Annotated in this window: 20 protein-coding genes; 13 read left to right on the top strand and 7 right to left on the bottom strand. The window is 68.6% G+C overall.

Annotated elements, in window-relative coordinates:
- Positions 1-94: 94 nt before the first annotated feature.
- The 7 genes from BLS74_RS22110 to BLS74_RS22080 all read left to right on the top strand — a co-directional run bounded on the left by BLS74_RS22110 (position 95) and on the right by BLS74_RS22080 (position 8111).
- The gene (locus BLS74_RS22110; RefSeq protein WP_093109299.1) at positions 95-1546 is read left to right on the top strand and encodes an FAD-dependent oxidoreductase; all 1452 of its coding nucleotides are present in this window, start codon (positions 95-97) and stop codon (positions 1544-1546) included.
- A 59-nt stretch (positions 1547-1605) separates the two neighbouring features.
- The gene (locus BLS74_RS22105) at positions 1606-2436 is read left to right on the top strand and encodes an IclR family transcriptional regulator (RefSeq protein ID WP_093109298.1); all 831 of its coding nucleotides are present in this window, start codon (positions 1606-1608) and stop codon (positions 2434-2436) included.
- Positions 2437-2448: 12 nt separating this feature from the next.
- Positions 2449-3744, top strand: coding sequence for an aconitase X (locus BLS74_RS22100; RefSeq protein WP_093109297.1), 1296 nt, complete (start codon positions 2449-2451; stop codon positions 3742-3744).
- Complete coding sequence (locus BLS74_RS22095; RefSeq protein ID WP_093109296.1) at positions 3741-4196, top strand: aconitase X swivel domain-containing protein; 456 nt, start codon at positions 3741-3743, stop codon at positions 4194-4196. Before BLS74_RS22100 ends, BLS74_RS22095 begins: the two co-directional genes overlap by 4 nt.
- A complete protein-coding gene (gene ilvD / locus BLS74_RS22090; protein ID WP_093109295.1) occupies positions 4193-5893 on the top strand; it encodes a dihydroxy-acid dehydratase in 1701 nt (566 codons plus the stop codon). Before BLS74_RS22095 ends, ilvD begins: the two co-directional genes overlap by 4 nt.
- A 116-nt stretch (positions 5894-6009) precedes the next feature.
- Positions 6010-7134 (top strand): porin, encoded by a 1125-nt coding sequence (locus BLS74_RS22085; protein ID WP_093109294.1) that lies wholly within the window; start codon positions 6010-6012, stop codon positions 7132-7134.
- A 17-nt stretch (positions 7135-7151) separates the two neighbouring features.
- Complete coding sequence (locus tag BLS74_RS22080; protein ID WP_093109293.1) at positions 7152-8111, top strand: Bug family tripartite tricarboxylate transporter substrate binding protein; 960 nt, start codon at positions 7152-7154, stop codon at positions 8109-8111.
- A gap of 4 nt (positions 8112-8115) precedes the next feature.
- Here BLS74_RS22080 and BLS74_RS22075 read toward each other — a convergent pair whose 3' ends face one another.
- Genes BLS74_RS22075 through BLS74_RS22065 form a run of 3 tightly spaced genes read right to left on the bottom strand, consistent with a single transcriptional unit; the run spans position 8116 to position 9563 of the window.
- Complete coding sequence (locus BLS74_RS22075; protein WP_093109292.1) at positions 8116-8937, bottom strand: aldo/keto reductase; 822 nt, start codon at positions 8935-8937, stop codon at positions 8116-8118.
- Between the two features lie 3 nt (positions 8938-8940).
- Complete coding sequence (locus BLS74_RS22070) at positions 8941-9279, bottom strand: helix-turn-helix domain-containing protein (RefSeq protein ID WP_244503960.1); 339 nt, start codon at positions 9277-9279, stop codon at positions 8941-8943.
- A complete protein-coding gene (locus BLS74_RS22065; protein ID WP_093109291.1) occupies positions 9276-9563 on the bottom strand; it encodes a type II toxin-antitoxin system RelE/ParE family toxin in 288 nt (95 codons plus the stop codon). Before BLS74_RS22065 ends, BLS74_RS22070 begins: the two co-directional genes overlap by 4 nt.
- Positions 9564-9725: 162 nt before the next feature.
- Here BLS74_RS22065 and imuA point away from each other — a divergent pair, with 162 nt between their 5' ends.
- The 4 genes from imuA to BLS74_RS22045 are packed head-to-tail and all read left to right on the top strand — an operon-like array spanning position 9726 to position 15748.
- Entirely contained in the window at positions 9726-10526 is an 801-nt protein-coding gene (gene imuA, locus BLS74_RS22060) for a translesion DNA synthesis-associated protein ImuA (RefSeq protein WP_093109290.1), read from the top strand.
- On the top strand, positions 10495-11808 hold the full coding sequence (locus tag BLS74_RS22055) for a Y-family DNA polymerase (protein WP_093109289.1): 1314 nt from the start codon (positions 10495-10497) through the stop codon (positions 11806-11808). The genes imuA and BLS74_RS22055 overlap by 32 nt, the downstream gene beginning before the upstream one ends.
- Positions 11801-15121: an error-prone DNA polymerase gene (locus BLS74_RS22050; protein WP_093109288.1), complete on the top strand. Its 3321-nt coding sequence runs from the start codon at positions 11801-11803 to the stop codon at positions 15119-15121. The genes BLS74_RS22055 and BLS74_RS22050 overlap by 8 nt, the downstream gene beginning before the upstream one ends.
- Before the next feature lie 51 nt (positions 15122-15172).
- The gene (locus tag BLS74_RS22045; RefSeq protein ID WP_093109287.1) at positions 15173-15748 is read left to right on the top strand and encodes an NnrU family protein; all 576 of its coding nucleotides are present in this window, start codon (positions 15173-15175) and stop codon (positions 15746-15748) included.
- A 9-nt stretch (positions 15749-15757) separates the two neighbouring features.
- Here the strand turns inward: BLS74_RS22045 and BLS74_RS22040 are convergent, their stop codons facing one another.
- Positions 15758-16243 (bottom strand): SixA phosphatase family protein, encoded by a 486-nt coding sequence (locus tag BLS74_RS22040; protein WP_093109286.1) that lies wholly within the window; start codon positions 16241-16243, stop codon positions 15758-15760.
- A 108-nt stretch (positions 16244-16351) separates the two neighbouring features.
- Here BLS74_RS22040 and BLS74_RS22035 point away from each other — a divergent pair, with 108 nt between their 5' ends.
- A complete protein-coding gene (locus BLS74_RS22035) occupies positions 16352-17185 on the top strand; it encodes a hypothetical protein (RefSeq protein WP_093109285.1) in 834 nt (277 codons plus the stop codon).
- A gap of 109 nt (positions 17186-17294) precedes the next feature.
- Entirely contained in the window at positions 17295-19355 is a 2061-nt protein-coding gene (gene fusA, locus BLS74_RS22030) for an elongation factor G (RefSeq protein ID WP_093109284.1), read from the top strand.
- A gap of 21 nt (positions 19356-19376) precedes the next feature.
- On the opposite strand, the gene BLS74_RS22025 is transcribed toward fusA, so the two are convergent.
- From BLS74_RS22025 to BLS74_RS22015, 3 genes are all read right to left on the bottom strand, one after another.
- The gene (locus tag BLS74_RS22025; RefSeq protein ID WP_093109283.1) at positions 19377-20906 is read right to left on the bottom strand and encodes an amidase; all 1530 of its coding nucleotides are present in this window, start codon (positions 20904-20906) and stop codon (positions 19377-19379) included.
- A 27-nt stretch (positions 20907-20933) separates the two neighbouring features.
- Positions 20934-21917, bottom strand: a complete 984-nt coding sequence (locus BLS74_RS22020; protein ID WP_093109282.1) for a Bug family tripartite tricarboxylate transporter substrate binding protein — start codon at positions 21915-21917, stop codon at positions 20934-20936.
- A 112-nt stretch (positions 21918-22029) separates the two neighbouring features.
- On the bottom strand, positions 22030-23166 hold the full coding sequence (locus BLS74_RS22015) for an NAD(P)/FAD-dependent oxidoreductase (protein WP_093109281.1): 1137 nt from the start codon (positions 23164-23166) through the stop codon (positions 22030-22032).
- Positions 23167-23223 lie beyond the last annotated feature (57 nt).

Raw genomic sequence — 23223 nt, 5'->3', positions numbered from 1 at the left:
TCATTGACAGGGAATACCCGTATTAACGACCTTTAATGTTTGTTAAATGATCTGCATGTCCAAAATATGACGCTCCATCCAAGCATCTGAATCCATGAAAACTGTGGTCCGCACCGACGAGCGCATCTTGAGCTCCGACATCTTCGATCGCGACAAGCGCATCCAGCGGCCCGACCACGGCATGTGGGCGGAGCCCGGCAAGAACATTCCGATCTACCACCGCTGCGGCGTGCTGGTCGTCGGTGGCGGACCTTCGGGCACGGCGGCGGCGGCCGCAGCGGCCAAACAGGGCGCCGATGTCGCGCTGCTCGAGCGCTACAACCACCTGGGCGGTCTTTCCACCGGCGGCCTCGTGATCTGGATCGACCGCATGACCGACTGGGAAGGCCAACTCGTGATCCGCGGCTTCGCGGAAGAGCTGTTTGACCGCCTGCCGGCCGACGCGGTCGCCGGCCCCTCGCGCGGCGACTGGGGCTCGCAGGACACCGCGAAGGCCGCGCACTGGTCGCAGCGCACCGCCGCCTACCACGGCGTCGTCACCTGGTCGCCGACCATCGATCCCGAGCGGCTCAAGCTCTTGTCGCAGGAGATCGTGCTGGAGCGCAAGGTCAAGCTCATCTACCACTCGTGGGCGGCGGTGCCGATCGTGCAGGACGGCGCGGTCAAGGGCGTGGTGTTCGAGAGCAAGGAAGGGCGCATGGCCATCATGGCCGACGTGGTGGTCGACGCCACCGGCGACGGCGACCTGTTCGCGCGCGCCGGCGCGGCCTACGTCAACGACATCGAGGAGGCCGATGTCCACCATTGCATGAACACCTCGTGGCTGTTCGGCGGCGTCGACATGGACCGCTGGATCGAATTCAAGGCCGGCCAGCCCGAGCAGTTCACCGCCTTCATGGCGCGCGGGCGCGAGCAGCTCGGCCTGTTCGAGCGGCCCTTCGTCTCGTGGCGCAACGACATCGCGCTCTTCATGGGGCCGCGCCAGTCGGGCTACTCGGCGCTCGACGTCGACGACCTGACGGCCGTGGAGGTGCGCTCGCACCGCGCGATGGCCGCGCACCTCGACTACTTCCGCGCCCATGCGCCGGGCTTCGAGAGTGCCTACATGATGCTGAGCGCGCCGCAGATCGGCGTGCGCCATGCGCGGCGCCTGAGCGGCGCGGGTTCGGTGCTGCGCAGCCAGTGGCCCGAGGGCCGGGCGCTGGCCGACGAGGTGGGCGTGTCGCCGGCCGTGTCGCCCAAGTTCCCCAACATCTCGATCCCCTACGGCGCCCTGGTGCCGCAACAGCTCGACGGCCTGCTCGCCTGTGGCCGCCACATCTCCTGCGACCGCAACTCGCACGGCTTCATGCGCGAGATTCCGCAGTGCTGGATCACGGGCCAGGCCGCGGGCGTGGCGGCCGCGCTCGCATCGCGGGCCGGCATCGCGCCGCGGGCCGTGCCTGTCGATGCGCTGCAAGCGGCCTTGCTGAACCAGGGCGTCTACCTGCGCGGTGCCGCGGCCGAGAGCGCAGCGGCGTCGTCGCCGCAAGCGGCCGTCGCCTGAGTCCGCCGGCCATGAACCCGAGCGCATCTACATTGGAGACTCTTACCAAGGGTTCTTCCATGCCAGCAGCAGACCGCAACGACAACTCCCTCAACGCCTCCGAGCGCGCCGACCGCTCGGACACCGTCAGCGCACTGGAGCGCGGCATCTCGGTGCTGCGCTGCTTCAGCGAAGAGCGGCCGGTGCTGGGCTATGCCGAAGTCGCACGCATCACCGGCATCCCGCGGCCGACCGTCAACCGCCTGGTCGCGACGCTGCTCGCGATGGGCATGCTCAAGGCGGCGCAGCCGGCCGATCGCTTCATGCTCGGGCCGGGCGTGGTGTCGCTGGCGCGCGTGTTCCTCGGCAGTCTCGACGTTCGCGCCGCCGCGCGGCCCAGCATGCAGGCGCTGGCCGAAGAGGTGGGCGCATCGGTCTACCTGGCGGTGCGCGACGGCATGGAGATGGTGTTGATCGAGGCCTGCCGGCCCCGCTCGTCGATGCTCTCGGCCCGGCTCGACGTCGGTTCGCGCGCGCCGCTGCCCAATTCGGCGCTGGGCCGGGCCTACCTGTCGGCGCTGCCCGAGGCGCAGCGCACGCAGCTGCTGGATTCGATGCGCCTGCTGCGCGGCCCGGAGTGGGACAGCATGGCGCCCAACATGATGCGCGCGATCGACGAGGCCAAGCGGCTCGGCTACTGCCTGTCGCTCGGCGAGTTCCACCGCGAGATCAACTCGGTCTCGGTGCCTCTCATCGGGCCGGGCGACGAGATCATGGCGCTCAACGGCGGCGGCGCGGCCTTCGTCTTCAGCGAAGACCGGCTGCGCAACGAGATCGCGCCGCGCCTGCACGACATTGCGCTGTCCATCGCGCGCGACATCGGCGGCCACGTGCCGGTGCCCAAACCCTAGGAGACACAGGCCATGCACCTGAGCGATGAAGAGAAAGCCATGCGGGACGGCCGCGACGGCCCTGCCGTGCAGAAGGCGATGGACCTCTTGATGCGCTACGGCGAAGCGCTCGGCGCCGAGCGCCTGGTCGAAACGCACAACGTCTGCGCCACCATCACCTCGACCACGCCCTTCCAGCGCGACTTCGCGCTGGAGCGAGGCGGCGGCATGGACGCGGTGTTCTCCGAGTTCAGCCTCGATAGCCAGGAGGTGGTGGCGATCCCGAAGTTCAAGACCTTCACCAGCCACCTGCAGCTCGGCTTCGATCCGGGGCAGCCCGAGCGCATGGGCGTGAGCGAGGCGATCGTCGAGTTCTACGCCAAGAGCGAACGCCACGCCGCCGGCCTCGGCGCGCAGATCATGAACACCTGCACGCCCTACCAGGTCGGCAACATCCCGACGCGCGGCGAGCATTGCGCGTGGATGGAGTCGTCGGCGGTGGTGTATTGCAACTCCGTGCTGGGCGCACGCACCAACACCGAAGGCCGCGAAAGCACCGGCGCCGCGATGCTGACCGGCCGCATTCCCTACTGGGGCTACCACCTCGACGAGCACCGCCGCGCCACGCACGTGGTGGAGCTCGACATCGAGGTCGAGTCGGTCGAGGACTGGGGCCTGCTCGGCTACTACATGGGTGACCTCGTGCAGGAGCGCGTGCCGGTGGTCCACAGCCGGCGCGGCATCGCCCGGGTGCCGAACCTGCCGCGGCTCAAGCATTTCGGTGCGGCGGCCTCGTCCTCGGGCGGCGTCGAGATGTACCACATCGTCGGCATCACGCCCGAGGCGCTGACGCTGGAGCAGGCGCTCGGCGGCAAGGCGCCGGTCGAGGTGCTGCGCTACGGCGAGGCCGAGCGCCGCGCCACCTACGAGAAGATCAACGCCACCGGCCGCGATGCCGAGGTCCAGTACGTGATGCTGGGCTGCCCGCACTACACGATCGAGCAGATCTGGGAGGCCGCGCAGCTGATCGAGGGCCGCAAGGTGCACGAGAGCTGCGAACTCTGGATCTTCACGCCGCGCGCCATCAAGTCGCTGGCCGACCGCAACGGCTACACCAAGATCATCGAGGACGCGGGCGGCATCCTCATGTCCGACAGCTGCTCGGCCATGAGCCGCGCCGTGCCCAAGGGCACGAAGACCGTGGCGCTCGACTCGGCCAAGCAGGCCCACTATCTGCCCGCCATCCTCGGCGTCGAGGCCTGGTTCGGCAGCACGGCGCAGTGCATCGACGCCGCCTGCACCGGGCGCTGGAACGGGAGCCACGCATGAACGCGGTCGTTGCCGAAGAGACTTTGTTGACCTTGCGTGGCCGCAAGGTTGTGGGCGGCGTCGCGGAGGGCGAGGCCCTGGTCACGCGCGAGCGCATCTCGGGCTGGGGCGGCATCGATCCGCGCACCGGCACCGTCATCGAGACGCGGCACGAACTGCGCGGCCGGTCCTTCGCCGGCAAGGTGCTGGTGTTTCCGGGCGCCAAGGGGTCCTCGGGCTGGTCGGCGATGTTCCATGTCGCGCGGCTGATGGGCATGGCGCCGGCCGCGATGCTGTTCAACGAGATGACCACCAAGATCGCGTTGGGCGCGGTGGTCACGCACGCGCCTTCACTGACCGATTTCGACCGCGACCCGCTCGACTGCATAGCGACCGGCGACTGGGTGCGCGTCGATGCCGAACGCGGCATCGTCGAAGTCACGAAGAAGAACACGACCGGAGACCACGCATGACACGCTCCCTGCGCAGCAACTTCCCGCGCGGCTCCTACCTCTGGTCGGTGCGCAACGCGCACTGGCGCGCGCTCGGCATTCCCGAGGAAGACTGCGAGAAGCCGAAGATCGCGATCGTCAACAGCTCGTCCGAGCTCGCGGCCTGCTTCAGCCATCTCGACCAGGTGGCCGCCGAGATCAAGACCGCTATCCGCGCGGCCGGCGGCGTGCCCTTCGAGATCCGCACCGCGGCGCCGAGCGACTTCATCACCGGCGCCGGCGCGCGCGGCGCCTACATGCTGGCCGCGCGCGACCTGGTGACCAATGACATCGAGGTGGCGGTCGAGGGCGCGCAGCTCGACGGCATGGTCTGCCTCACCTCCTGCGACAAGACGGTGCCGGGCCAGCTCATGGCCGCCGCGCGGCTGAACATCCCGACGCTGCTGGTGCCCTGCGGCTACCAGCCCAGCGGCGAGTACCGCGGCCGGCACATGGACATCGAGGAAGTGTTCATCGGCGCGATGCATGCGGTCACCGGCAAGCTGCCGGTGGAAGAGCTGGTCGGCATGAGCCGCGAGGCGATCCGCGGACCCGGCGTGTGCTCGGGCCTGGGCACCGCGAACTCGATGCACATCGTCTGCGAGGCGCTTGGCATGGCCTTGCCCGGCAGCGCGCCGGTGGCGGCGCTGAGCCAGAAGATGATGGCCGACGTGCGCGCCGCGGGCACGCGCATCGTGCAGATGGTGTGGGACGACCTCAAGCCGCGCGACATCCTCAGGCCCGGCGCTTTTGCCAACGCGGTGCGCGCGGTGCTGGCCGTCGGCGGCTCGCTCAACACGGCCAAGCATCTGCAGGCGGTGGCGACCGAAGGACAGTGCGGTGCCGACGTCTACGGCCTGTTCGAGCAGCTCGGCCCGACGACGCCGGTGCTCGCCGGCGTGCGGCCGATCGGCGAGCACAGCATCGAACAGTTCGAAGCCGCGGGTGGCTGTCGCGCATTGATGAAGCAGCTCGAGCCGCTCCTCGACGCCGCTGCGTTGACGGTGACCGGCGACACGGTCACGCACAACCTGCGGCGTGCCGAGGTGGCGGATGCGGAGGTGATCCGTCCCATCGAACGCCCGGTCGCACCGCTTCCGGCCATCGTGCTGCTGCGTGGCAACCTGGCACCCGAATCGGGGCTCATCAAGACCGGCATCACCCCGCGCAAGGTGCGCCGCTTCACCGGCCCGGCCGTGTGCTTCTGGAGCGCGGACGCGGCCATTGCGGCGCTGAAGCAGGGCAGCATCCGCCCCGGCCAGGTGGTCGTGATGCGCGGTGCCGGCGCCTGCGGCGGCCCCGCGATGGGCGGCGGCGCCTCGCGGGTGGTGTTCGCGATCGATGGTGCCGGGTTGGGCGACGAGGTCGCGCTGCTGACCGACGGCCATCTCTCGGGGCTGGTCTGCAAGGGGCTGGTGGTGGCCGAGGTCTCGCCGGAGGCAGCGCTGGGCGGTCCGCTGGGGCTGCTGCGCGACGGCGACTCGATCACCATCGACCTCGACGAGCGCCGCCTCGACGTCGATCTGAGCGACGCGCAACTGCAGGCGCGCCGCGCCGACTGGCAGGCACCGGCGCCGATGCACGACACCGGCTGGCTGCAGCAATACCGGCGCAACGTTGGCGCACTCTCGAAAGGCGCAGTGCTGGTGCGCTGCGAACCTCTGAAGCCCACGGGCTAGACCCCGGCCCATCCCACGGTTCACAGGCCTGGTGCGGACGGACACGTCCGCACCCGGCGGCGCAGCCATGCCCGCCCTTCGAGTTTTCAACAAAGAGAAATGCAGGAGACACAAAGATGAAGAGACTGTTGCTGTGGTCGGCCGTCGGGCTGGCCGGTACCGCGGCCCATGCGCAATCCAGCGTCACGGTGTTCGGCGTGATGGACCTCGGCGTTCAGCGCAGCACATCGGGCGGCGTTTCGCTGACTTCGCTGTCGAACGGCGGGCTTTCCACCAGCCGGCTGGGCTTTCGCGGCCAGGAAGATCTCGGCGGCGGGCTGGCCGCGGGCTTCTGGCTCGAAGGCAGCCTCAACCCCGACACCGGAACGGGCCGCGCGAGCAACACCAACAACCAGGCCAGCGGCGCCGGGATCGCGGGCCTGCTGACCTTTGATCGCATGTCTTACGTCAGCCTCTCGTCCAGCGACTGGGGCGAAGTGCGGCTGGGCCGCGACTTCATTCCCACCCACTACAACAGCATCTACTTCGATCCCTTCAACGCCAACGGCGTGGCCCGCGCGGGCAACCTCACCTTCGCGGGAACGGGCACGGGTCCGCTGCCCACCACCATTGCCGGCAGCAACACGGTGAGCTACTGGCTGCCGAGATCGCTCGGCGGCTTCTACGGCATGGCGATGGCGGGGATGGGGGAGAACACGCAGCCGGCGGCGAACGAGCACGACGGCAACTTCGCCGGTGCGCGCATCGGCTTCGCGTCCGGGCCCTTCGACGTCGCGGCGGCGGTGACGCGCACCAGCGCGCTCACCACGGCCACCATGGGCAAGTACACGCATGCCAACGTCGGCGGATCGTGGGACCTCGGCTTCGCGAAACTCTTCGTGCTCTACAACGCCGTGAGGGTGAAGCTGGCCGCCGGCGCGGGGCACAAGAACACGGCGGAGATCGGCGCCCACATCCCGGTGGGCGGCGTCGGACGCATCCGCCTGAGCTACGCCCGCCTCGACGACCGCAGCGACGACACCTTGCGCAATGCCGACCGCTCCGCGCAAAGCGGCAACGATGCGCGGCAATTCGGCCTGGGCTATGTGCACACGCTGTCCAAACGCACGGCCCTCTATGGCACCTACGCGCGCCTGACGAACAAGGGACAGGGGCGCTACGTGGTCAGCGGGGCGCCGGCCGCGCTGATTCCGGGACGCCGCTCCTCGGGGCTGGAGTTCGGCGTGCGGCATCTTTTCTGAACTGAAAGGAGACGGACATGCAACGCAGAACCATCGTGAAGTGGGCTGCCTTGGCGCTGCCGGCGACGGCGGCCTGGGGTGCGGGCGGCTATCCGCAGAAACCGGTGCGCCTGATCGTGGGCTTCGCGCCGGGCGGCGGCGCCGACGCGCTCACGCGCATCATCGCGCAGGGCTTGTCGAAGCAGTTGGGGCAGCAGGTGATCGTCGACAACCGCCCCGGCGCCGACGGCATCCTGTCGGCGCAGGCAGTGGCGAGCGCTGCGCCCGACGGCTACACGCTGCTCATGGGCACCAACACCGCCATGGTGGCCGCGCCCACGCTGCGGCCGAACCCGCCCTACGACCCCTTCAAGGCCTTCACGCCGATCAGCTCGGCCGGCCAGTTCTCGATGTTCCTCGTGGTGCCTTCGGATTTTCCGGCGAAGAGCGTCAACGAATTGCTGGCAGCGGTCGCGGCCAGGCCCGGCGGCTACAACTCGGCCTCGAGCAACAGCGCATCCGAACTCGCCATGCTGCAGTTGCTCGGCGAGCAGCGGAAGGTGGTCAACGCGCGCTACAAGGGCGACATGCAGGCCATGACCGATCTCCTGGGCGGGCAGATCCACATGATGTTCACCACCGGCACCCTGGCACCCGGCTTCGTGAAGGAAGGGCGCATCCGCGCCCTCGTCACGCTGCAGCCCCAGCGCAGTGCTTTGCTGCCCGAGGTGCCGACGGCGAGCGAGCTGGGCCTGGGCAAGCTCACCATCACGCCGTGGGCCGGCTTCTTCGGGCCGCCGGGGCTGCCTGCAGCGATCACCGACAGGCTTTCGACCGAGCTGCAGAACACGCTGGCGCGGCCCGAAGTGCGCGAGCAGCTCGTGCAGCAGGGCTTCGAGGGCTACGGCATGAGCCCGGAGAAGTTCGCCGCTTTCTTTCGCACGCAGTACGACGCCTTCGGCGCGACGGTGAGGCAGCACAAGCTGAAGTTCGAGTAGCAGCTCAGCGGTCGATGCTGTGCGCGTGGCGCTGCCAGAAGGCGGCATCGGGAAAGCCGCCCGCACCGGCCGCCGCGTTGTCCGCCATGTGCTCGGGCCGGCTGGTGCCGGGGATGGTGCAGGTCACGGCCGGGTGGCTCAGCACGAACTTCAACAACAGCTGCGCCCAGCTCGCGCAGCCGATCTCGGCGGCCCAGCCGGGCAGGGGCTTGCCGCGCAGCCGGCGCATGAGGCTGCCGCCGCCGAAAGGCATGTTGGCGATGACCGCGACGCCGCGCTCGGCCGCGAGCGGCAGCAGGCGTTGTTCGGCCTCGCGCGCATCGAGCGAGTAGTTGATCTGCAGGAAGTCGAGCTTCTGCTCGCGCAGCACGGCCTCGACCTCGGCGTAAGCCGACGAGGTGTAGTGTGTGATGCCGAGATAGCGCACGCGGCCCTGCTCCTGCCAGCCGCGCAGCGTTTCGAGGTGGGTGCGCCAGTCGACCAGGTTATGCACCTGCATCAGGTCGATGTGTTCGGTGCGCAGGCGCTGGAAGGACTGCGCCATCTGCGCGATGCCGGCCTCGCGGCCGCTGGTCCAGACCTTGGTGGCGAGGAAGGCGTTGTCGCGATGCCCGGCCGCGGCCAGCAGCTCGCCCGTCATGGCCTCGGCGCGGCCGTACATAGGCGAGCTGTCGATCAGCTTGCCGCCGGCGGCGAACAGCGCATCGAGCACGCCGGGCAGGCGCTGGTGCTCGGCGCTGCCGGCGGCGACATCGAAGCCCATCCAGGTGCCGCAGCCGATGACGGGGAGGGCTTCCTGGGTGGAGGGGATGGGGCGGGTGGTCATGCCTCAGGCGAGCGTCAGCTCGACGTGCACGCGGCGCCCGATGGCGGTCGCGATGTTGACCAGCGCGTCGAGCGAAAAACGGGATACGCGGCCTCGCAGCAAGTCGTTCATGCGCGGCTGCGTGATGCCGCAGTGCGTGGCGGCTTGTGTTTGAGTCCAGCCATTTGCTTGCACGATGGCCGCGATTTTTTGCATCAGCTCTGCGCGCGTGCGGAGATTGGCTGCCTGCTCGGGCGTGTCGGCGATCGCATCCCAGACGCTGGCGTAAGTGGTGGTGCTCATTGGATAAACCTCCGCGCTGCGCGCTGCGGTATTCGCCTTGGGAACGGCCCGGCGGTTCATGCTTGCTCCTTGATGCATTGTTGAAAGCGGCGTCGTGCGGTTTCGATGTGCTGTCGCGACGTGGCCTGTGTTTTCTCTTGGAAGGCGTGCAGAACGATCACGGCGTCAGCCATCCGTGCGGTGTAGATGACGCGATAGGTGCCGGCGCTGTCCCAAACTCTGAGTTCTTCGACGCCCTTGCCGATCGCGGGCATGGGCTTGAAGTCATCAGGCTGCTGGCCACGCTGCACCTTGTCGAGTTGATAACCGGCATCTTGTTGGGCATCCGGCGGAAATTCCTTCAAGCATTTGAGATGCGTCGCCCAGAAAGCGGATCGGCTTCATGAGTATATTCAAATGGATATAGATCGATCAAGCGTGTCTTGAGGGCGCGCGGAGGGCAGGGGATTAAAAAATCCTGAGACGGCCCAAGAATACTGTATAAAAATACAGTTATTCGATCCATCATGGGCCTCCCTTCCTTCGACTCCTTTTCCTCTTCTGCGCGCCACAAGGTCTGGCGCGGGGACGAGCTGGGCCTGGCCGACGGACAGGTGGTCGGCACCGGCCATGCGGCGCTCAATGCGCAGCTGCCCGGCGGCGGCTGGCCGGTGGGGGCGATGACCGAGCTGCTGCAGTCCGCGCCCGAGGCGCATGCCTGGCAACTGCTGCTGCCTGCGCTGGCGCAGGCGGTGCAGGGCGGCAACGGCCCCGTGGCCTTGATCGGCGCACCGCAGGAGCCCTTTGGCCCCGCGCTGGCGGCGCGCGGCTTGCCGGTGGAGGCGCTGCTGTGGGTTCGTTGCGAGGCATCGGCGGCCAGGCTGTGGGCCTGCGAACAAGCCTTGCGCTGCGCCGACATGGCCGCCGTGCTGGCTTGGCTGCCGCAGGCGCGCGTGGGCGAGCTGCGGCGGCTGCAGCTCGCGGCGGCGCAGCACGACAGCCTGCTGTTCGTGTTCCGGCCCGAGACAGCGGCCCATTCGACCTCGCCGGCGCGGCTGCGCCTGCGGTTGGCGAGCTGCGAGGACGACAGCGCGCAAATCGACGTCCACATCCTCAAGCGCCGCGGCCCGCCGCTGGCTTCGCCCATCCGGTTGCCGGCGCGCAGCGAACGCATGACGGCGCTGCTCGCGGCCAGCCAGCTCAGGCGCAAGTTGCGGTGGCAGCAGGAGGGCGGGTTGCAGCCGATGGCCGAGGGCGCGACCGTGGTCCGCCTCGGCCTCCACCAGGAGAAAGGCCATGCACTGGATCGCATTGCGCTGGCCGCCTGAGCTCCTCTCCGATACCGCGCTGCCGTTGCCGCCCCTCGAGGCGCTCGGCTGGTGGGCCTTGCAGTTCACGCCGCGCGTCGTCTGGGTCGACGACGAGGCGCTGCTGCTCGAAGTCTCGGCCTGCGAGCGGCTCTGGGGCGGGCGCCTGGCGCTGATGCGCGAGCTGGCGCGAACCAATCCCGCGCCGGTGCCCGTGCAGCGGGCACAGGGCGCGACCAGCCTGATCGCGCTCGCACGGCTGCGCATGTTCGCGCGCGGCGAAGAGCCGCCGGGCGACTCGTCTTCCGACCTGCCGCTCGACACGCTGAGCGCGGCGCGCGATCACCTCGACGTGCTGGCGCACCTGGGTTGCCGCACCTGGGGCGACGTGGCGGCGCTGCCGCGCGGCGGGCTCACGCGCCGCTTCGGCAAGGAACTGCGCGAAGCGCTCGATGCCGCCTGGGGCCTGCGCCCCGAAAGCCATGCCTGGCTCACGCTGCCCGACGCGTTCGAGCAGAAGCTGGAGCTGCCCGCGCTGGCCGAAAGCGCGCCCGAACTCATGTGGTCGGCCAACCGCCTGCTCAGCGCGCTGCAGATCTGGCTCGCCGCGCGCCAGCGCGGCGCGGTGGCGCTCGAACTGCAATGGACGCTCGACCTCCGGCGCTTCAACGGCGTCGACCTGCCGCCGCACCAGCAGGTCACGGTGCGCACGGCCGAGCCCACGCAGGACATGGCGCACCTGCGGCGTCTTCTGGCCGAGCGGCTCGCGCTCACGACGCTGGCCGCGCCCGCCAGCTGGCTGCGCCTGCGCTCGATCGAGACCACGCCCTGGGCCGGCGCCAGCACGAGCTTTCTGCCGGAAGACAACCGCAAGGGCGACAAGCTGCACGAGCTGGTCGAGCGGCTCAGCGCGCGGCTGGGCGCGCAGCAGGTGCTGCGCGCGGTCGCACAGGCCGACCATCGGCCGGAATGCAAGCAGGTGTGGAAGCCCGCATTGCACAAGGCGCGCGCCGATGCGTCGCCTGTCTCGCAGCCGGATGCGCTCTATCCATCGTGGCTGTTGCGCGAGCCCCTGCGGCTGGACATGGAAGGCGAGCGCCCGTGCTACCAGGGCCGCCTGCGCAAGCTGGTCGGGCCGCAGCGGGTGGAGGCCGGCTGGTGGGGCGAGGGCCAGCCCGTGGTGCGCGATTACTACATCGCGGAAAGCCCGAAGGCCGGCCTGGTGTGGATCTATCGCGAGCGGCCTTCGTCCTGCTTCACTTCCGAGGCGCCGCGCTGGTACCTGCAGGGCATGTATGCCTGAACTCAGCGACAAGCAGATCCAGAAGCGCGCACGGGCCTCGGCCACGGTGCATGCGCTGCCGTGGCGGTCGCAGCCCGAGCCGCTGCAGGCGCCGAGCCTGCCTTCTTATGCCGAACTGCACTGCATCACGAACTTCAGCTTCCAGCGTGGCGCATCGCACCCCGAAGAGCTGGTGCAGCGTGCCTACGACCTCGGCTACGAGGCGCTCGCGATCACCGACGAATGCTCGGTGGCCGGCGTGGTGCGCGCGCACGAGGGGCTCAGGGAATACCTCGAAACGCTGGCCCCCACGGAACGACATCCGTTCCGGCTGCTGCTCGGCAGCGAGTTCGCGTTCGAGCGCTTCAAGCTGGTGACGATCGCGCACGACCTCGAAGGCTGGGGCAATCTCTGCGAGTTCATCACCGCGGCGCGCACCACGGCGCCCAAGGGCAGCTACCGCGTGAGCTGGGCGCAAAGCGACGTGGCCTCGCTGCGCGATTGCGAAATTCTTTTCGTGCCGCTGCGCACGCCGGGCGCCATGCCCGATGTTGCAGCGCTCTGCGCCGATGTGGCTGAGGCCGCGCGTCTTTTCGAGGGGCATCTCTGGATTGCGGTCGAGTTGCAGAACGAGCTCGACGACGACCTCTGGCTCGCCGCCTTGCAGCAGGCGAGTGCGCAAACCGGCGTGCCGCTGGTGGCGGCCGGCGACGTGCACATGCACGTGCGTTCGCGCAAGCCGCTGCAGGACGTGATCACCGCCGTGCGCGAAGGCAGGCCGGTGGCCGAGTGCGGCTTTGCGCTGCAGTCCAATGCCGAGCGGCATCTGCGTTCGCGCCTGCGCCTGGCCGAGCTCTATCCGGCCGAGCTGCTCGCCAACACGCTCGAAGTCGCGCGGCGCTGCCGCTTCGATCTCGACGTGATCCGCGAGCACTACAAGTACCCGCTCGAGAGCGTAGCGAGCGGCGAGACGCCGGCCGAGACGCTGGTGCGCAAGACCTGGGAGGGCGCGCGAGTGAAATATCCCGCGGGCATTCCGCAGAAGGTGCAAGCGCAGGTCCAGCACGAGCTCGACCTGATCGTCGAACTTCACTACGAGATGTTCTTCCTCACCGTCGAAGACATCGTGCATTTCGCACGCTCCAAAGACATCCTGTGCCAGGGCCGCGGCTCATCCGCCAACTCGGCCGTCTGCTACTGCCTCGGCATCACCGCCATCGACCCCGATACCGGCCACCTGCTGTTCGAGCGCTTTTTGAGCCGCGAGCGCCGCGAGCCGCCCGACATCGACGTCGACTTCGAGCACCAGCGGCGCGAGGAGGTGATCCAGTACATCTACCAGAAATACGGCCGCGACCGCGCCGCCATCGCCGCGGTCGTGATCTGCTACCGCTCGCGCAGCGCGTTGCGCGACGTGGGCAAGGCGCTGGGCATCGATGCGCGTCTCGTCGACGAGTTCGCCAAGGACCACTACTGGTTCGACCACGTCGTGCTCGACCAGCGCCTCGAAGAAGCGATGCAGCGCGTGAACCTGCGGGAAGACATGCGGAAGCTGTACCAGTGGATCGAGCTCACGCAGCAGCTCAAGGGCTTTCCGCGCCACCTGAGCCAGCACGTGGGCGGCTTCGTGCTCACGCAGACCAAGCTCACGCGCCTGGTGCCGGTCGAGAACGCGTCGATGAAGGACCGCTCCGTCATCCAGTGGGAAAAGGACGATCTCGAGGCCATGGGCATGCTCAAGGTCGACGTGCTGGCGCTCGGCATGCTGAGCGCGATCCGGCGCGCGCTGGCCATGGTCAACGGCTGGCGCAAGACGGCGCTGCAAATGCACCAGATACCGAACGACGACGAGGCCGTGTTCGACATGATCTGCGATGCCGACACCATCGGCGTGTTCCAGATCGAGAGCCGGGCGCAGATGTCGATGCTGCCGCGCCTCAAGCCGAGAACTTATGAAGACCTGGTGATCGAAGTTGCGATCGTGCGGCCGGGGCCGATTCAGGGCGGCATGGTGCACCCGTACCTGAAGAACCGCGAGAAGGTGCGCAAAGGCATTCCCATCGAATACGCGAAGGAAGCTTTGCGCCCCGCGCTCGAGCGCACGCTGGGCGTGCCGATCTTCCAGGAGCAGGTGATGCAGATCGCGATCATCGCCGCCGGCTTCACGCCCGACGAGGCCGATCGCCTGCGTCGCGCGATGGCGGCCTGGAAGCGCAAGGGCGGCATCGACAAGTTCCACGGCAAGCTGGTGGAGGGCATGGTCGACAGAGAGTACGACCGCGCCTTTGCCGAAGCCATCTACCAGCAGGTGCTGGGTTTCGGCGACTATGGCTTCCCCGAAAGCCATGCCGCGAGCTTCGCGCTGCTGGTGATCGTGAGCAGCTGGCTCAAGCTGCACGAGCCCGCCTGCTTCCTGGCCGCGCTGCTCGACTCGCAGCCCATGGGTTTCTACTCGCCCTCGCAGCTGGTGCAGGATGCGCGGCGTCATGGCGTCGAGGTGCGGCCGGTGGATGTGACGGCGAGCGAATGGGATTGCACCCTGGAGTCGCCGGCAGAGGTGCCACCTGCCGTCAACCCGCGCTTCGCCACCCGCCTCGGCAACCTGAGCCAACCTGCCGTGCGCCTCGGCCTGCGCCGCATCGCCAGCCTCAGCGAGGCCGGCGCGAAGCGCATGCTCGAAGCCCGCGCCCAGGCCGCCTTCACCAGCACCGAAGACCTGGCCCTGCGCGCCGAACTCGACGCCAAGGACATGGCGGCGCTCGCAGCGGCCGATGCCTTGATCACGCTCTCGGGCCACCGCCGCCAGCAGGTGTGGGATGCCACCGCGCAGCGCCGTGCGCCGGCGCTGCTCAAGGGCGTGCCCATCCACGAAGCGGCCCTGCAACTGCCCCTCGCGCCCGAGGGCGAGGAGATCGTGGGCGACTACGCCTCGCTGGGCTTCACGCTGCGCCGCCATCCCCTGGCGCTGCTGCGCCCGCGGCTCGCGCGCATGAGGCTATCGAGCGCCGAACAGCTGCGCGAGGTGCCGAGCGGCCAGACCGTGCGCGCCTGCGGCATCGTGATGGGACGCCAGCGCCCGCAGACCGCCAAGGACACCATCTTCGTCACGCTCGAAGACGAGACCGGCAACGTCAACGTGATCGTCTGGAGCCACGTGGTCGAGGCCTGGCGCGAGCCGCTGCTCAAGTCGCACCTGCTCGCGGTGCAGGGCACCTGGCAGCGCGACGTGGACAGCGGCGGCGAGGTGCGCCACCTGGTGGCCACCGGCTTCAAGGACCTGACGCCGCTGCTCGGCCGGCTGGCCAAGAGCAACAAGAGCCGCGATTTCCACTGACAATCGTTCAACGGCCACTGCGGCCAGCAGCGCCGCCCGGAGGTAGTTCTCATGTCTCTTCTTGTCGTTGGCCTCATCCTGTTCCTTGGCATTCATTCGGTGTCGATCGTCGCGCCCGCCTGGCGCGGTGCACAGATCGAACGGCGCGGCGAGCGGGTTTGGAAAGGCATGTACGCCCTGGCCTCGCTCGCCGGCCTGGTGTTGCTTATCTATGGTTATGGCCTGGCTCGCCAGACGCCGGTGGTGCTTTACACGCCGCCGCCCGCGCTGCGGCATGTCGCGCTGCTGTTGATGCTGCCGGTGTTTCCACTGCTGTTCGCGGCCTACCTGCCCGGGCGCATCCAGCGAACGGTCAAGCACCCCATGCTGCTTGCCGTGGCGCTCTGGGCAACGGCGCACCTGCTGGGCAATGGCACGCTGGCCGACGTGTTGCTGTTCGGGGCTTTCCTCGTCTGGGCAGCGGCCGACTGGATCTCCGTCCAACGCCGCGCTGTGCCACACAGCGTGCCTGGCGCTCCGCCGGGTGCTCTGAACGACATCATGGCGCTCGCGGGTGGCTTGGTGGTGTATGCCGGCTTCCTGTTTGGGGCACACCGTTGGCTGACTGGGGTGTCGCTGCTCGCTTAGTCGGCAGAACTACTTCTTCGGCGCGTCCAGCTTCGCCTTCGCCGGGCCGGCCTCCGAGACATCCGCCCATGCCTTGGCATCGAAGCGGAACTCGGCGACGGCGCAGGTGGGCATGTCGATGATCTCGCTCGACAGCCGGTGCGCGAGCTCGGTGAACTCGGGGTTGTGGCCGAAGAGCATCACGCGGTCCAGCTTGTCGTCGAGCGCGCAAATGACGGCCAGCAGGTCGTCCGGGCTGCTGGCGTAGAGCCGCTCATCGACGACGATGTTCTTGCGTGGGTAGCCGATCTCGTCGGCGATGAGTTGCGCCGTCGTCAGCGCCCGCAGCGCCGGGCTCGACACGAGCAGATCGGGTTTCACCCCGCGCTGGGTCAGGCGCTTGCCCATCCTGGGCGCATCATCGCGGCCGCGATCGTTCAATGGCCGCTCCCGATCGGGCAAGGACGGATCGTCGCGACTCGACTTGGCATGCCGCACCAGAAACAAGGTTTTCATGGTCAGCCTTTTCGCCGATGCACTCGGCATGGTGAGGAATATTGTCGGCTGTTGCCTGAGGTGGTGGAAAATTGGATTCCGCCTCCTCGAGCTACCTGGAGTTCCGCCATGGTTGTGCCGTCGCTCTCACCTCGCGAACGCGGATTGCTGATCCTGTTCGCCTTGCTGTGGGTGACCGCCATCATTGGGCCCGCGCTGCCGACGCCCGAAATGGCCGCTGCGGCCTTTGCCGACAACCGTGCCTGGCACGGGCTCCCGAACTCGATGGACGTGCTGAGTAATCTGCCCTTTGCGGCGATCGGCATCTGGGGCCTGCTCCGGCTGCGCCGGCTGGACCGGGCTCACAAAGACGCTCAGGACGCCGTGCCGGGCCCGCAGCCCCCGAACCAGCTCCCCGACAACGCGCTCGATTGCGCCTGGATGTTCTTCGCGGGACTGGTCCTCACCGCCGCGGGCTCGGCCTTCTATCACGTGCAGCCCGACGGTCTGCGGCTGGCCGCAGACCGTGCCGGCATGGCGGTCGCGTTCGCCGGCATCCTGGGTGTTGCGGTCTGCGACAGGGTGAGTGCGCGCGCCGGCTGGCCGGCGGCTTGGTTCACGCTGGCCGGGGGGCTGCTGGCAGTGGGTGTCCATCACGAAACCGGGGACGTGCTGCCGTGGGCACTGGTCCAGTACGGCGGCATGGCGCTGGTCCTGACGCTGGCGCTCGCCAAGCCGGTGAGCGGCGCCATCGGGGTCAAGCTGGGCTGGGTGATCTTCTTCTACGGCCTGGCCAAGCTGTTCGAGTTGTCGGACCACGCGATCTACGAGGTGACGCAGCAGCTGATATCGGGCCACACCCTCAAGCATCTGACGGCGGCGCTCGCGGCCCTGCCTGTGCTGCACGCCCTGGGAAGGCAGACCCTGCGAAACCCTGGAGGCGAAGCGATCGTCACGTCGTAGCTGACCCGCTTGCGCCAGGCCGGTCAATCCCGTACGCTGGGTCGGCAGAGGCAAACACGCGATCCCAACCAGCCGTCCGGCGCGCCTTCCGGGCGGGAGGAGACCACCCATGCCAAGCCGATCGAACGGCCTCGCGGCCGAAATGGAGACGGTGCGCACACTGGCGCTCGTCGGGGCCTCGGCCTCGGGCAAGACCACCCTGGCCGAGGCCCTGCTGTACAAGGCGGGTGCCATCGGCGCGCCGGGCAGCGTCGAGCGGGGCAGTACCGTCAGCGACCACGATCCGATCGAGCGGCGCATGCAGCATTCTCTCAACGCATCGGTGATGCACCTGACGCATGCCGGCACGCGCATCCATTTCATCGACACGCCCGGCGGGCCCGACTTCCTCGGCCAGAGCCTGCCGGCGCTGGAGGCGGTCGAAACGGCGGCGGTGGTCATCAATGCCGCCACCGGCATCGAGCCGATGGCCGTGCGCATGATGGAGTACGCGGCCTCGCGCCACCTCGCCCGCATGATCATCGTCAACAAGATCGACTCGCAGGGCGTCTCGCTGGCGGGCCTGCTGGCCGACATCCAGGCCACCTTCGGCCGCCAATGCCTGCCGCTGAACCTGCCCGACGGGGTCGGCAAGCAGGTGGTGGACTGCTTCTTCAACCGCTTCGGGCAGTCCGACTTCGGCCCCGTCGAAGCGGCGCACCGCGCGCTGGTGGAGCAGGTGGTCGAGGTCGACGCGGCCTTCGTCGAACGCTATCTCGAAGAGGGCGACGTGGATCCGGCCGAGCTGCACGCGCCGCTCGAGCAGGCGCTGCGCGAAGGCCACCTGATCCCGGTGTGCTTCGTCTCGTCGCGCAGCGGCGCCGGCGTGGCCGAGTTGCTGGACGTGATCGTCAAGCTCCTGCCCGACCCGACCGAGGCCAACCCGCCGAACTTCATCGTCGGCGAGGGTGCCGAGGCCAAGCCCGTGGAGGCCAGGCCCGACCCTTCGCTGCACGTGCTGGCGCACGTGTTCAAGGTCACGGTCGACCCCTATGTCGGCAAGATGGGCATTTTCCGCGTGCACCAGGGCACGCTCACGCGCGACAGCCAGCTCTACATCGGCGACGGGCGCAAGCCCTTCAAAGTGGGCCACCTGTTCTTGCTGCAGGGCAAGGACCATGTGGAGGTGTCGCGCGTGCTGCCGGGCGACATCGCGGCCGTGGCCAAGGTCGACGAGATCCATTTCGACGCCGTGCTGCACGACGCGGCCGAGGACGACCGGGTTCATCTCGCGCCGCTGGAATTCCCGATCCCGGTGCACGGGCTGGCGATCGAGCCCAAGCGGCATGGCGACGAGCAGCGCATGTGGGAGATCCTCGGCAAGCTGGTCGACGAGGATCCCTGCCTGCGGCTGGAGCATGTGGTGGTCACCAACGAGACCATCGTCTACGGCCTGGGCGAGCTGCACCTGCGCGTGCTGCTCGAGCGGCTGCGCGAGGTCTACCGCTTCGAGGTCAACACGCGGCCGCCGCGCATCGCCTACCGCGAGACCGTGACGGTGCCGGCCGAGGGCCACCACCGCCACAAGAAGCAGACCGGCGGCGCCGGCCAGTTCGGCGAGGTGTTCCTGCGCATCGAGCCGCTGCCGCGCGGTTCCGGCTTCGAGTTCGCCGACGAGGTGCGGGGCGGAACCATTCCGAGCCAGTTCATCCCCGCGGTCGAGAAGGGCGTGCGCGAGGTGCTCGAACGCGGCGCGATCGCCGGCTACCCGGTGGTCGACGTGCGCGTGGTGGTCTACGACGGCAAGCACCACAGCGTCGATAGCAAGGACATCGCCTTCGCCACCGCCGGCCGCAAGGCCTTCATCGCGGCCATCCAGGCGGCGCGCGCGATCGTGCTGGAGCCGGTGGTGCAGATCGACATCGCCGCGCCGGACACGGCGATCGGCGACGTCACGGGCGACCTGTCGGGGCGGCGCGGCCTGGTCACGGGCACCTCCAACGGCTCGGCGGGTACGGTGCTGATCCGGGGGCAGGTGCCGCTGTCAGAGTTGTCGGGCTACCAGTCGCGGCTCAATGCGCTGACCAGCGGGCAGGGGCGCTACACCATCGAGCTCTCGCACTACGAGGCGGTGCCGCCGGCGCTGCAGCAGACGCTGATGGGACAGCACCGGGTGCGCGACGAGGAGTGAGGCGGGGTCGCCTGCGGTGGCTCATACCGCCGCATGGCCTCCGGTCGCGGCGGGCGTGGCTGCATCGAGAACCGGCGGATGCGTCACGATCGATTTCAACTCGGGCACGGGCTTCGCGAGGCGAGCGAGATCCGGTTGCGGCCGCTGCGTCTCGGGCATGCGCGCGAAAGCGGCTTCCATCGCATGCGCCACCGACAGCAGTTCGGCATCGCCGCGGAAGCGGCCGATGAGTTGAAGGCCGAAGGGCATGCCGCCCGCGTCCACACCGCAGGGCAGCGCGAGCGCGGGGTTGGTGGCCAGCGTTACGACGTAGGTCAGGCCCAGCCAGTGGTAGTAGTTGCGCAGCGGCTGGCCGTTGATCTGATCGAGGTAGGGCAGCGTCCAGGCGAAGGGCGACACCGGCGTGGTCGGCGACAGGATGAGGTCGAAGTCTTCGTAGAGTGCCTGGAACGAACGGAAGATGCGCGTCTGCTCCAGGTGCGCCCAGGTGGCGTCTGCCATCGTCATGTTCGCGCCCATCTCGTAGTTGGCGCGCACGTTGGGCCCGAGCGAGCCCGGGTCGGTTTCGTAGGCCTCGCGGAATGCCGCGACGAAACTTGCTGCACGGACCACGTCGAAACAGCGGTCGGCTTCGCCCATGTCGGGCCGCACCGCGTCGACGCTTCGGAACAGGTGGCGGATCGTTGCGATGCGCTGGCGGAACAGCGTGCGGATGCCGTCGTCCACCGGGCAGACGCCGAAGTCTTCGGTGTAGCCGACGCGCAGCGAAGCCAGGTCCGCGGGCGCAAGCTGCGTGAACGTGCGGCCGTCCACTGCATAGGTGAGCGGGTCGCAGGCATGCTGTCCGACCTGGGCGCCGAACTGCAGACAGGTGTCGGCCACGGTACGCCCCATCGGCCCGATCACCGAGATCGGCGTCCAGCCGAGCTGCCTGCGTTCCACCGGCACCAGCCCCGGCGAGGGACGGAAGCCGACCACCCCGCACAGTGCCGCGGGAATGCGCAGCGACCCGCCGGTGTCGGAGCCGGTGGCCAGCGGCAGCATGCCGGTGGCGAGCGCAGCGGCCGAGCCGCCCGACGAACCGCCCGCATTGCGCATCGGATCGAAGGGATTGCCGGTGGCGCCCCAGACCGGGTTGCGCGTGTTGGCGCCGGCGCCCATTTCCGGCACGTTGGTCTTGCCGACCACGATGGCACCCGCGGCGCGCAGGCGCGCGACGAGCGCGTGGTCGCGCGCGGGCACTTGGCCGCGGAAGCGCGGCGAGCCGTAGGTGGTCAGCAGGCCGGCGGTGTCTTCCAGGTCCTTGATGCCGATGGGCAGGCCGTGCAGGCTGCCGAGCGCTTCGCCGCGCAGCACCTGTGCCTCGGCGCGCCGGGCTTCTTCGCGCGCCCGTTCGATGCAGGTGGCGGTGAGCGCGTTGACCGCCGGGTTCACCGCCTCGATGCGCGCGATGCTGGACTCCAGCACCTCGACGGGCGAAACCTCGCGGCTGCCGATCATGCGGCGCAGTTCGACGGCGGACTGGTCTGGAAGGGTGTTGCCGGATGACATGGATGTGCGAGGCCCAAAGGGAAAAGGTCAGTCGGGTTTGATCTGCGATTGTTCCGCGATCTTGCGCAGCCGGGCGATGTCCTTGCCGACCATGCCGCTCCAGTCCTTGATGGGCGCATAGGCGGGCTCGAAGCCCACGCCCTTGAGCTTTTCGCGCATCTCGGCGTCCTCCATGGAGGCGGCCAGGGCCTGCTCGAGCTTCTGCTTGACCTCCGGCGGCAAGCCGCGCGGCGCGACCAGCACGATCCAGGAGCTCATCTGGTAGCCGGGGTAGCCGCTCTCGGCCACGGTCGGCACATCGGGCAGCAGTGTCGAGCGTGCAGCGGTGGTGACCGCCAGGGGCTTGATCTTGCCGGTCTTGATGTGCGGCACCGCGGCCACCACGCTGTCGAAGGCCAGCGGGATCTGTCCGCCGACCAGGTCGGTCATCGCCGGCGCACTGCCGCGGTAGGGCACGTGCGTGAGCTTGACGCCGGCCGCCGACTTGAACATCTCTCCGGCGAAGTGGGACACGGTGCCGTTGCCGAAGGAGCCGTACATGTACTTGTCGGGCTCGGCCTTGGCGGCTGCAACGAGCTGTTGCACGCTGCTCGCCTGCACCGTCGGATGGGCCACCAGGACTAGCGCCAGGTTGGCCACCATGCCCAGCGGCTCGAAGGCCTTGATCGGGTCGTAGGACAGCTTGGGCTGGATGGCCGGGTTGAGGGTGTAGGTGGAATTGGAGCTCAAGAGCAGCGTGTAGCCGTCGGGTTTGGCATTCGCCACGAACTGCGCGCCGATGGCGGTGCCCGCGCCGGGCTTGTTGTCGACGATCACCGGCTGCCCGAGCCGGGCTTCGAGCTGCCGCGACAGCAGGCGCCCCATCACGTCGCCGGCGCCGCCCGGCGGGAACGGCACGATGATCTGCACCGGTTTTTCCGGATAGCCGGCGGCATGGGCGGACAGCGTGGTCGCGAGGGATGCGCAGGTCCATGCTGCAGCATGAAGAAGGGCGCTGATGCGAAGTTGCATGGAAGTCCTTTCGGTGATGATTCGAAAATTCTCTTTAACGAGAATTCTCATATCCGAGCAAAGCCGAAAACCTGCATGAATCGTGCCAGTAGAAACCCCTGCGGCGCCGGAGTCAACGCAGTCGCCCCGGCCGGAATGCAAGGGGATCCATGCCGTGGGCGAGCAGGTGCGCCGGCGGCGCCTCGTGGTGCAGCAAGGCTGCTGCAAGCTCCGACGCGCCCGCCGCCGTCTGGATGCCATAGCCGCCCTGGCCGGCAAGCCAGAAGAATCCTTCGCAGCTCTCTTCCCAGCCGAGCACGAAGTCGCCGTCCGGCACGAAGGAGCGCAGTCCGGCCCACGCATGGCTCGGGCGACGGATCGACAAGGTGGTGGCGTTCTCGATGTGGTGGATGCCCAGGGCCACGTCCAGTTCCTCGGGCACCACGTCGTGCGGCACAACCGGGTCGGCATTGGCCGGGGAACCCAGCAGTTGGCCGGCATCCGGCTTGAAGTAGAAGCTTTCGTCGATGCCGACGACCGCCGGCCATGCCGCGCAGTCGAGGCCCTCGGGCGCCGCGAAGGTAAAGGCGCTGCGCCGCCGCGGCTCGAGCCCCACGCGTGGAACCTTGCACAGGTCCGCGACCTGGTCGGCCCACGCGCCGGCCGCGTTGACCAGGCAGCGCGCTTGCACCTGCTGGCCATCGGCCAGGGAGAGCTGCCAGACACCCTCGGTACGCACCGCGGCCGCGAGTTCCGCGTTGCAGCGCAGCGTGCCGCCGCGGGCCCGCATGCCCTTGAGGTAGCCCTGATGGAGTGCATGGACGTCGATGTCCTGTGCATCCTGCTCGAAGATGGCCGCATGCACACGGTCGGCGCGCAGCACCGGCACCATCGAAACGGCCTCCTCGCCGGTGATGAGGCTGACGTTCGGGGCGTTGCGCGACAGCGCCTCGAAAGTCGCCTGCAGCTCCTGCAACTGGGCCTCGCTGGCGATGTAGAGCGCGCCGCGCGGCGTGAGCAGCGGATGCGCGGCGAAGCCTTCGGGCGGTTGCTCGTAGAACGCGCGGCTCGCGCGCGTCAGCGCCCGGATGGCCGGCGTGCCGTAGCTTTCCATGAACATCGCGGCGGAGCGGCCGGTCGAGTGATAGCCGGGCTGGGACTCGCGCTCCAGCACGATCACGCTGGAGCGCCCGGCCAAATGGAATGCGAGCGATGCGCCGGCGATGCCGGCGCCGATCACTGCGAAGTCGAAGGAAGGCGGCGTGCTCATGGAATCTGAATTCTCATTTACGAGAATTATCGTTCCGGGGCACAGGTACGGTCAAGC

It is taken from the genome of Variovorax sp. CF079, from assembly GCF_900101545.1.
GTDB lineage: Bacteria > Pseudomonadota > Gammaproteobacteria > Burkholderiales > Burkholderiaceae_C > Variovorax.
Note: the sequence above shows the minus strand (reverse complement) of the source record. Positions and strands in the feature narration are given on the sequence as shown.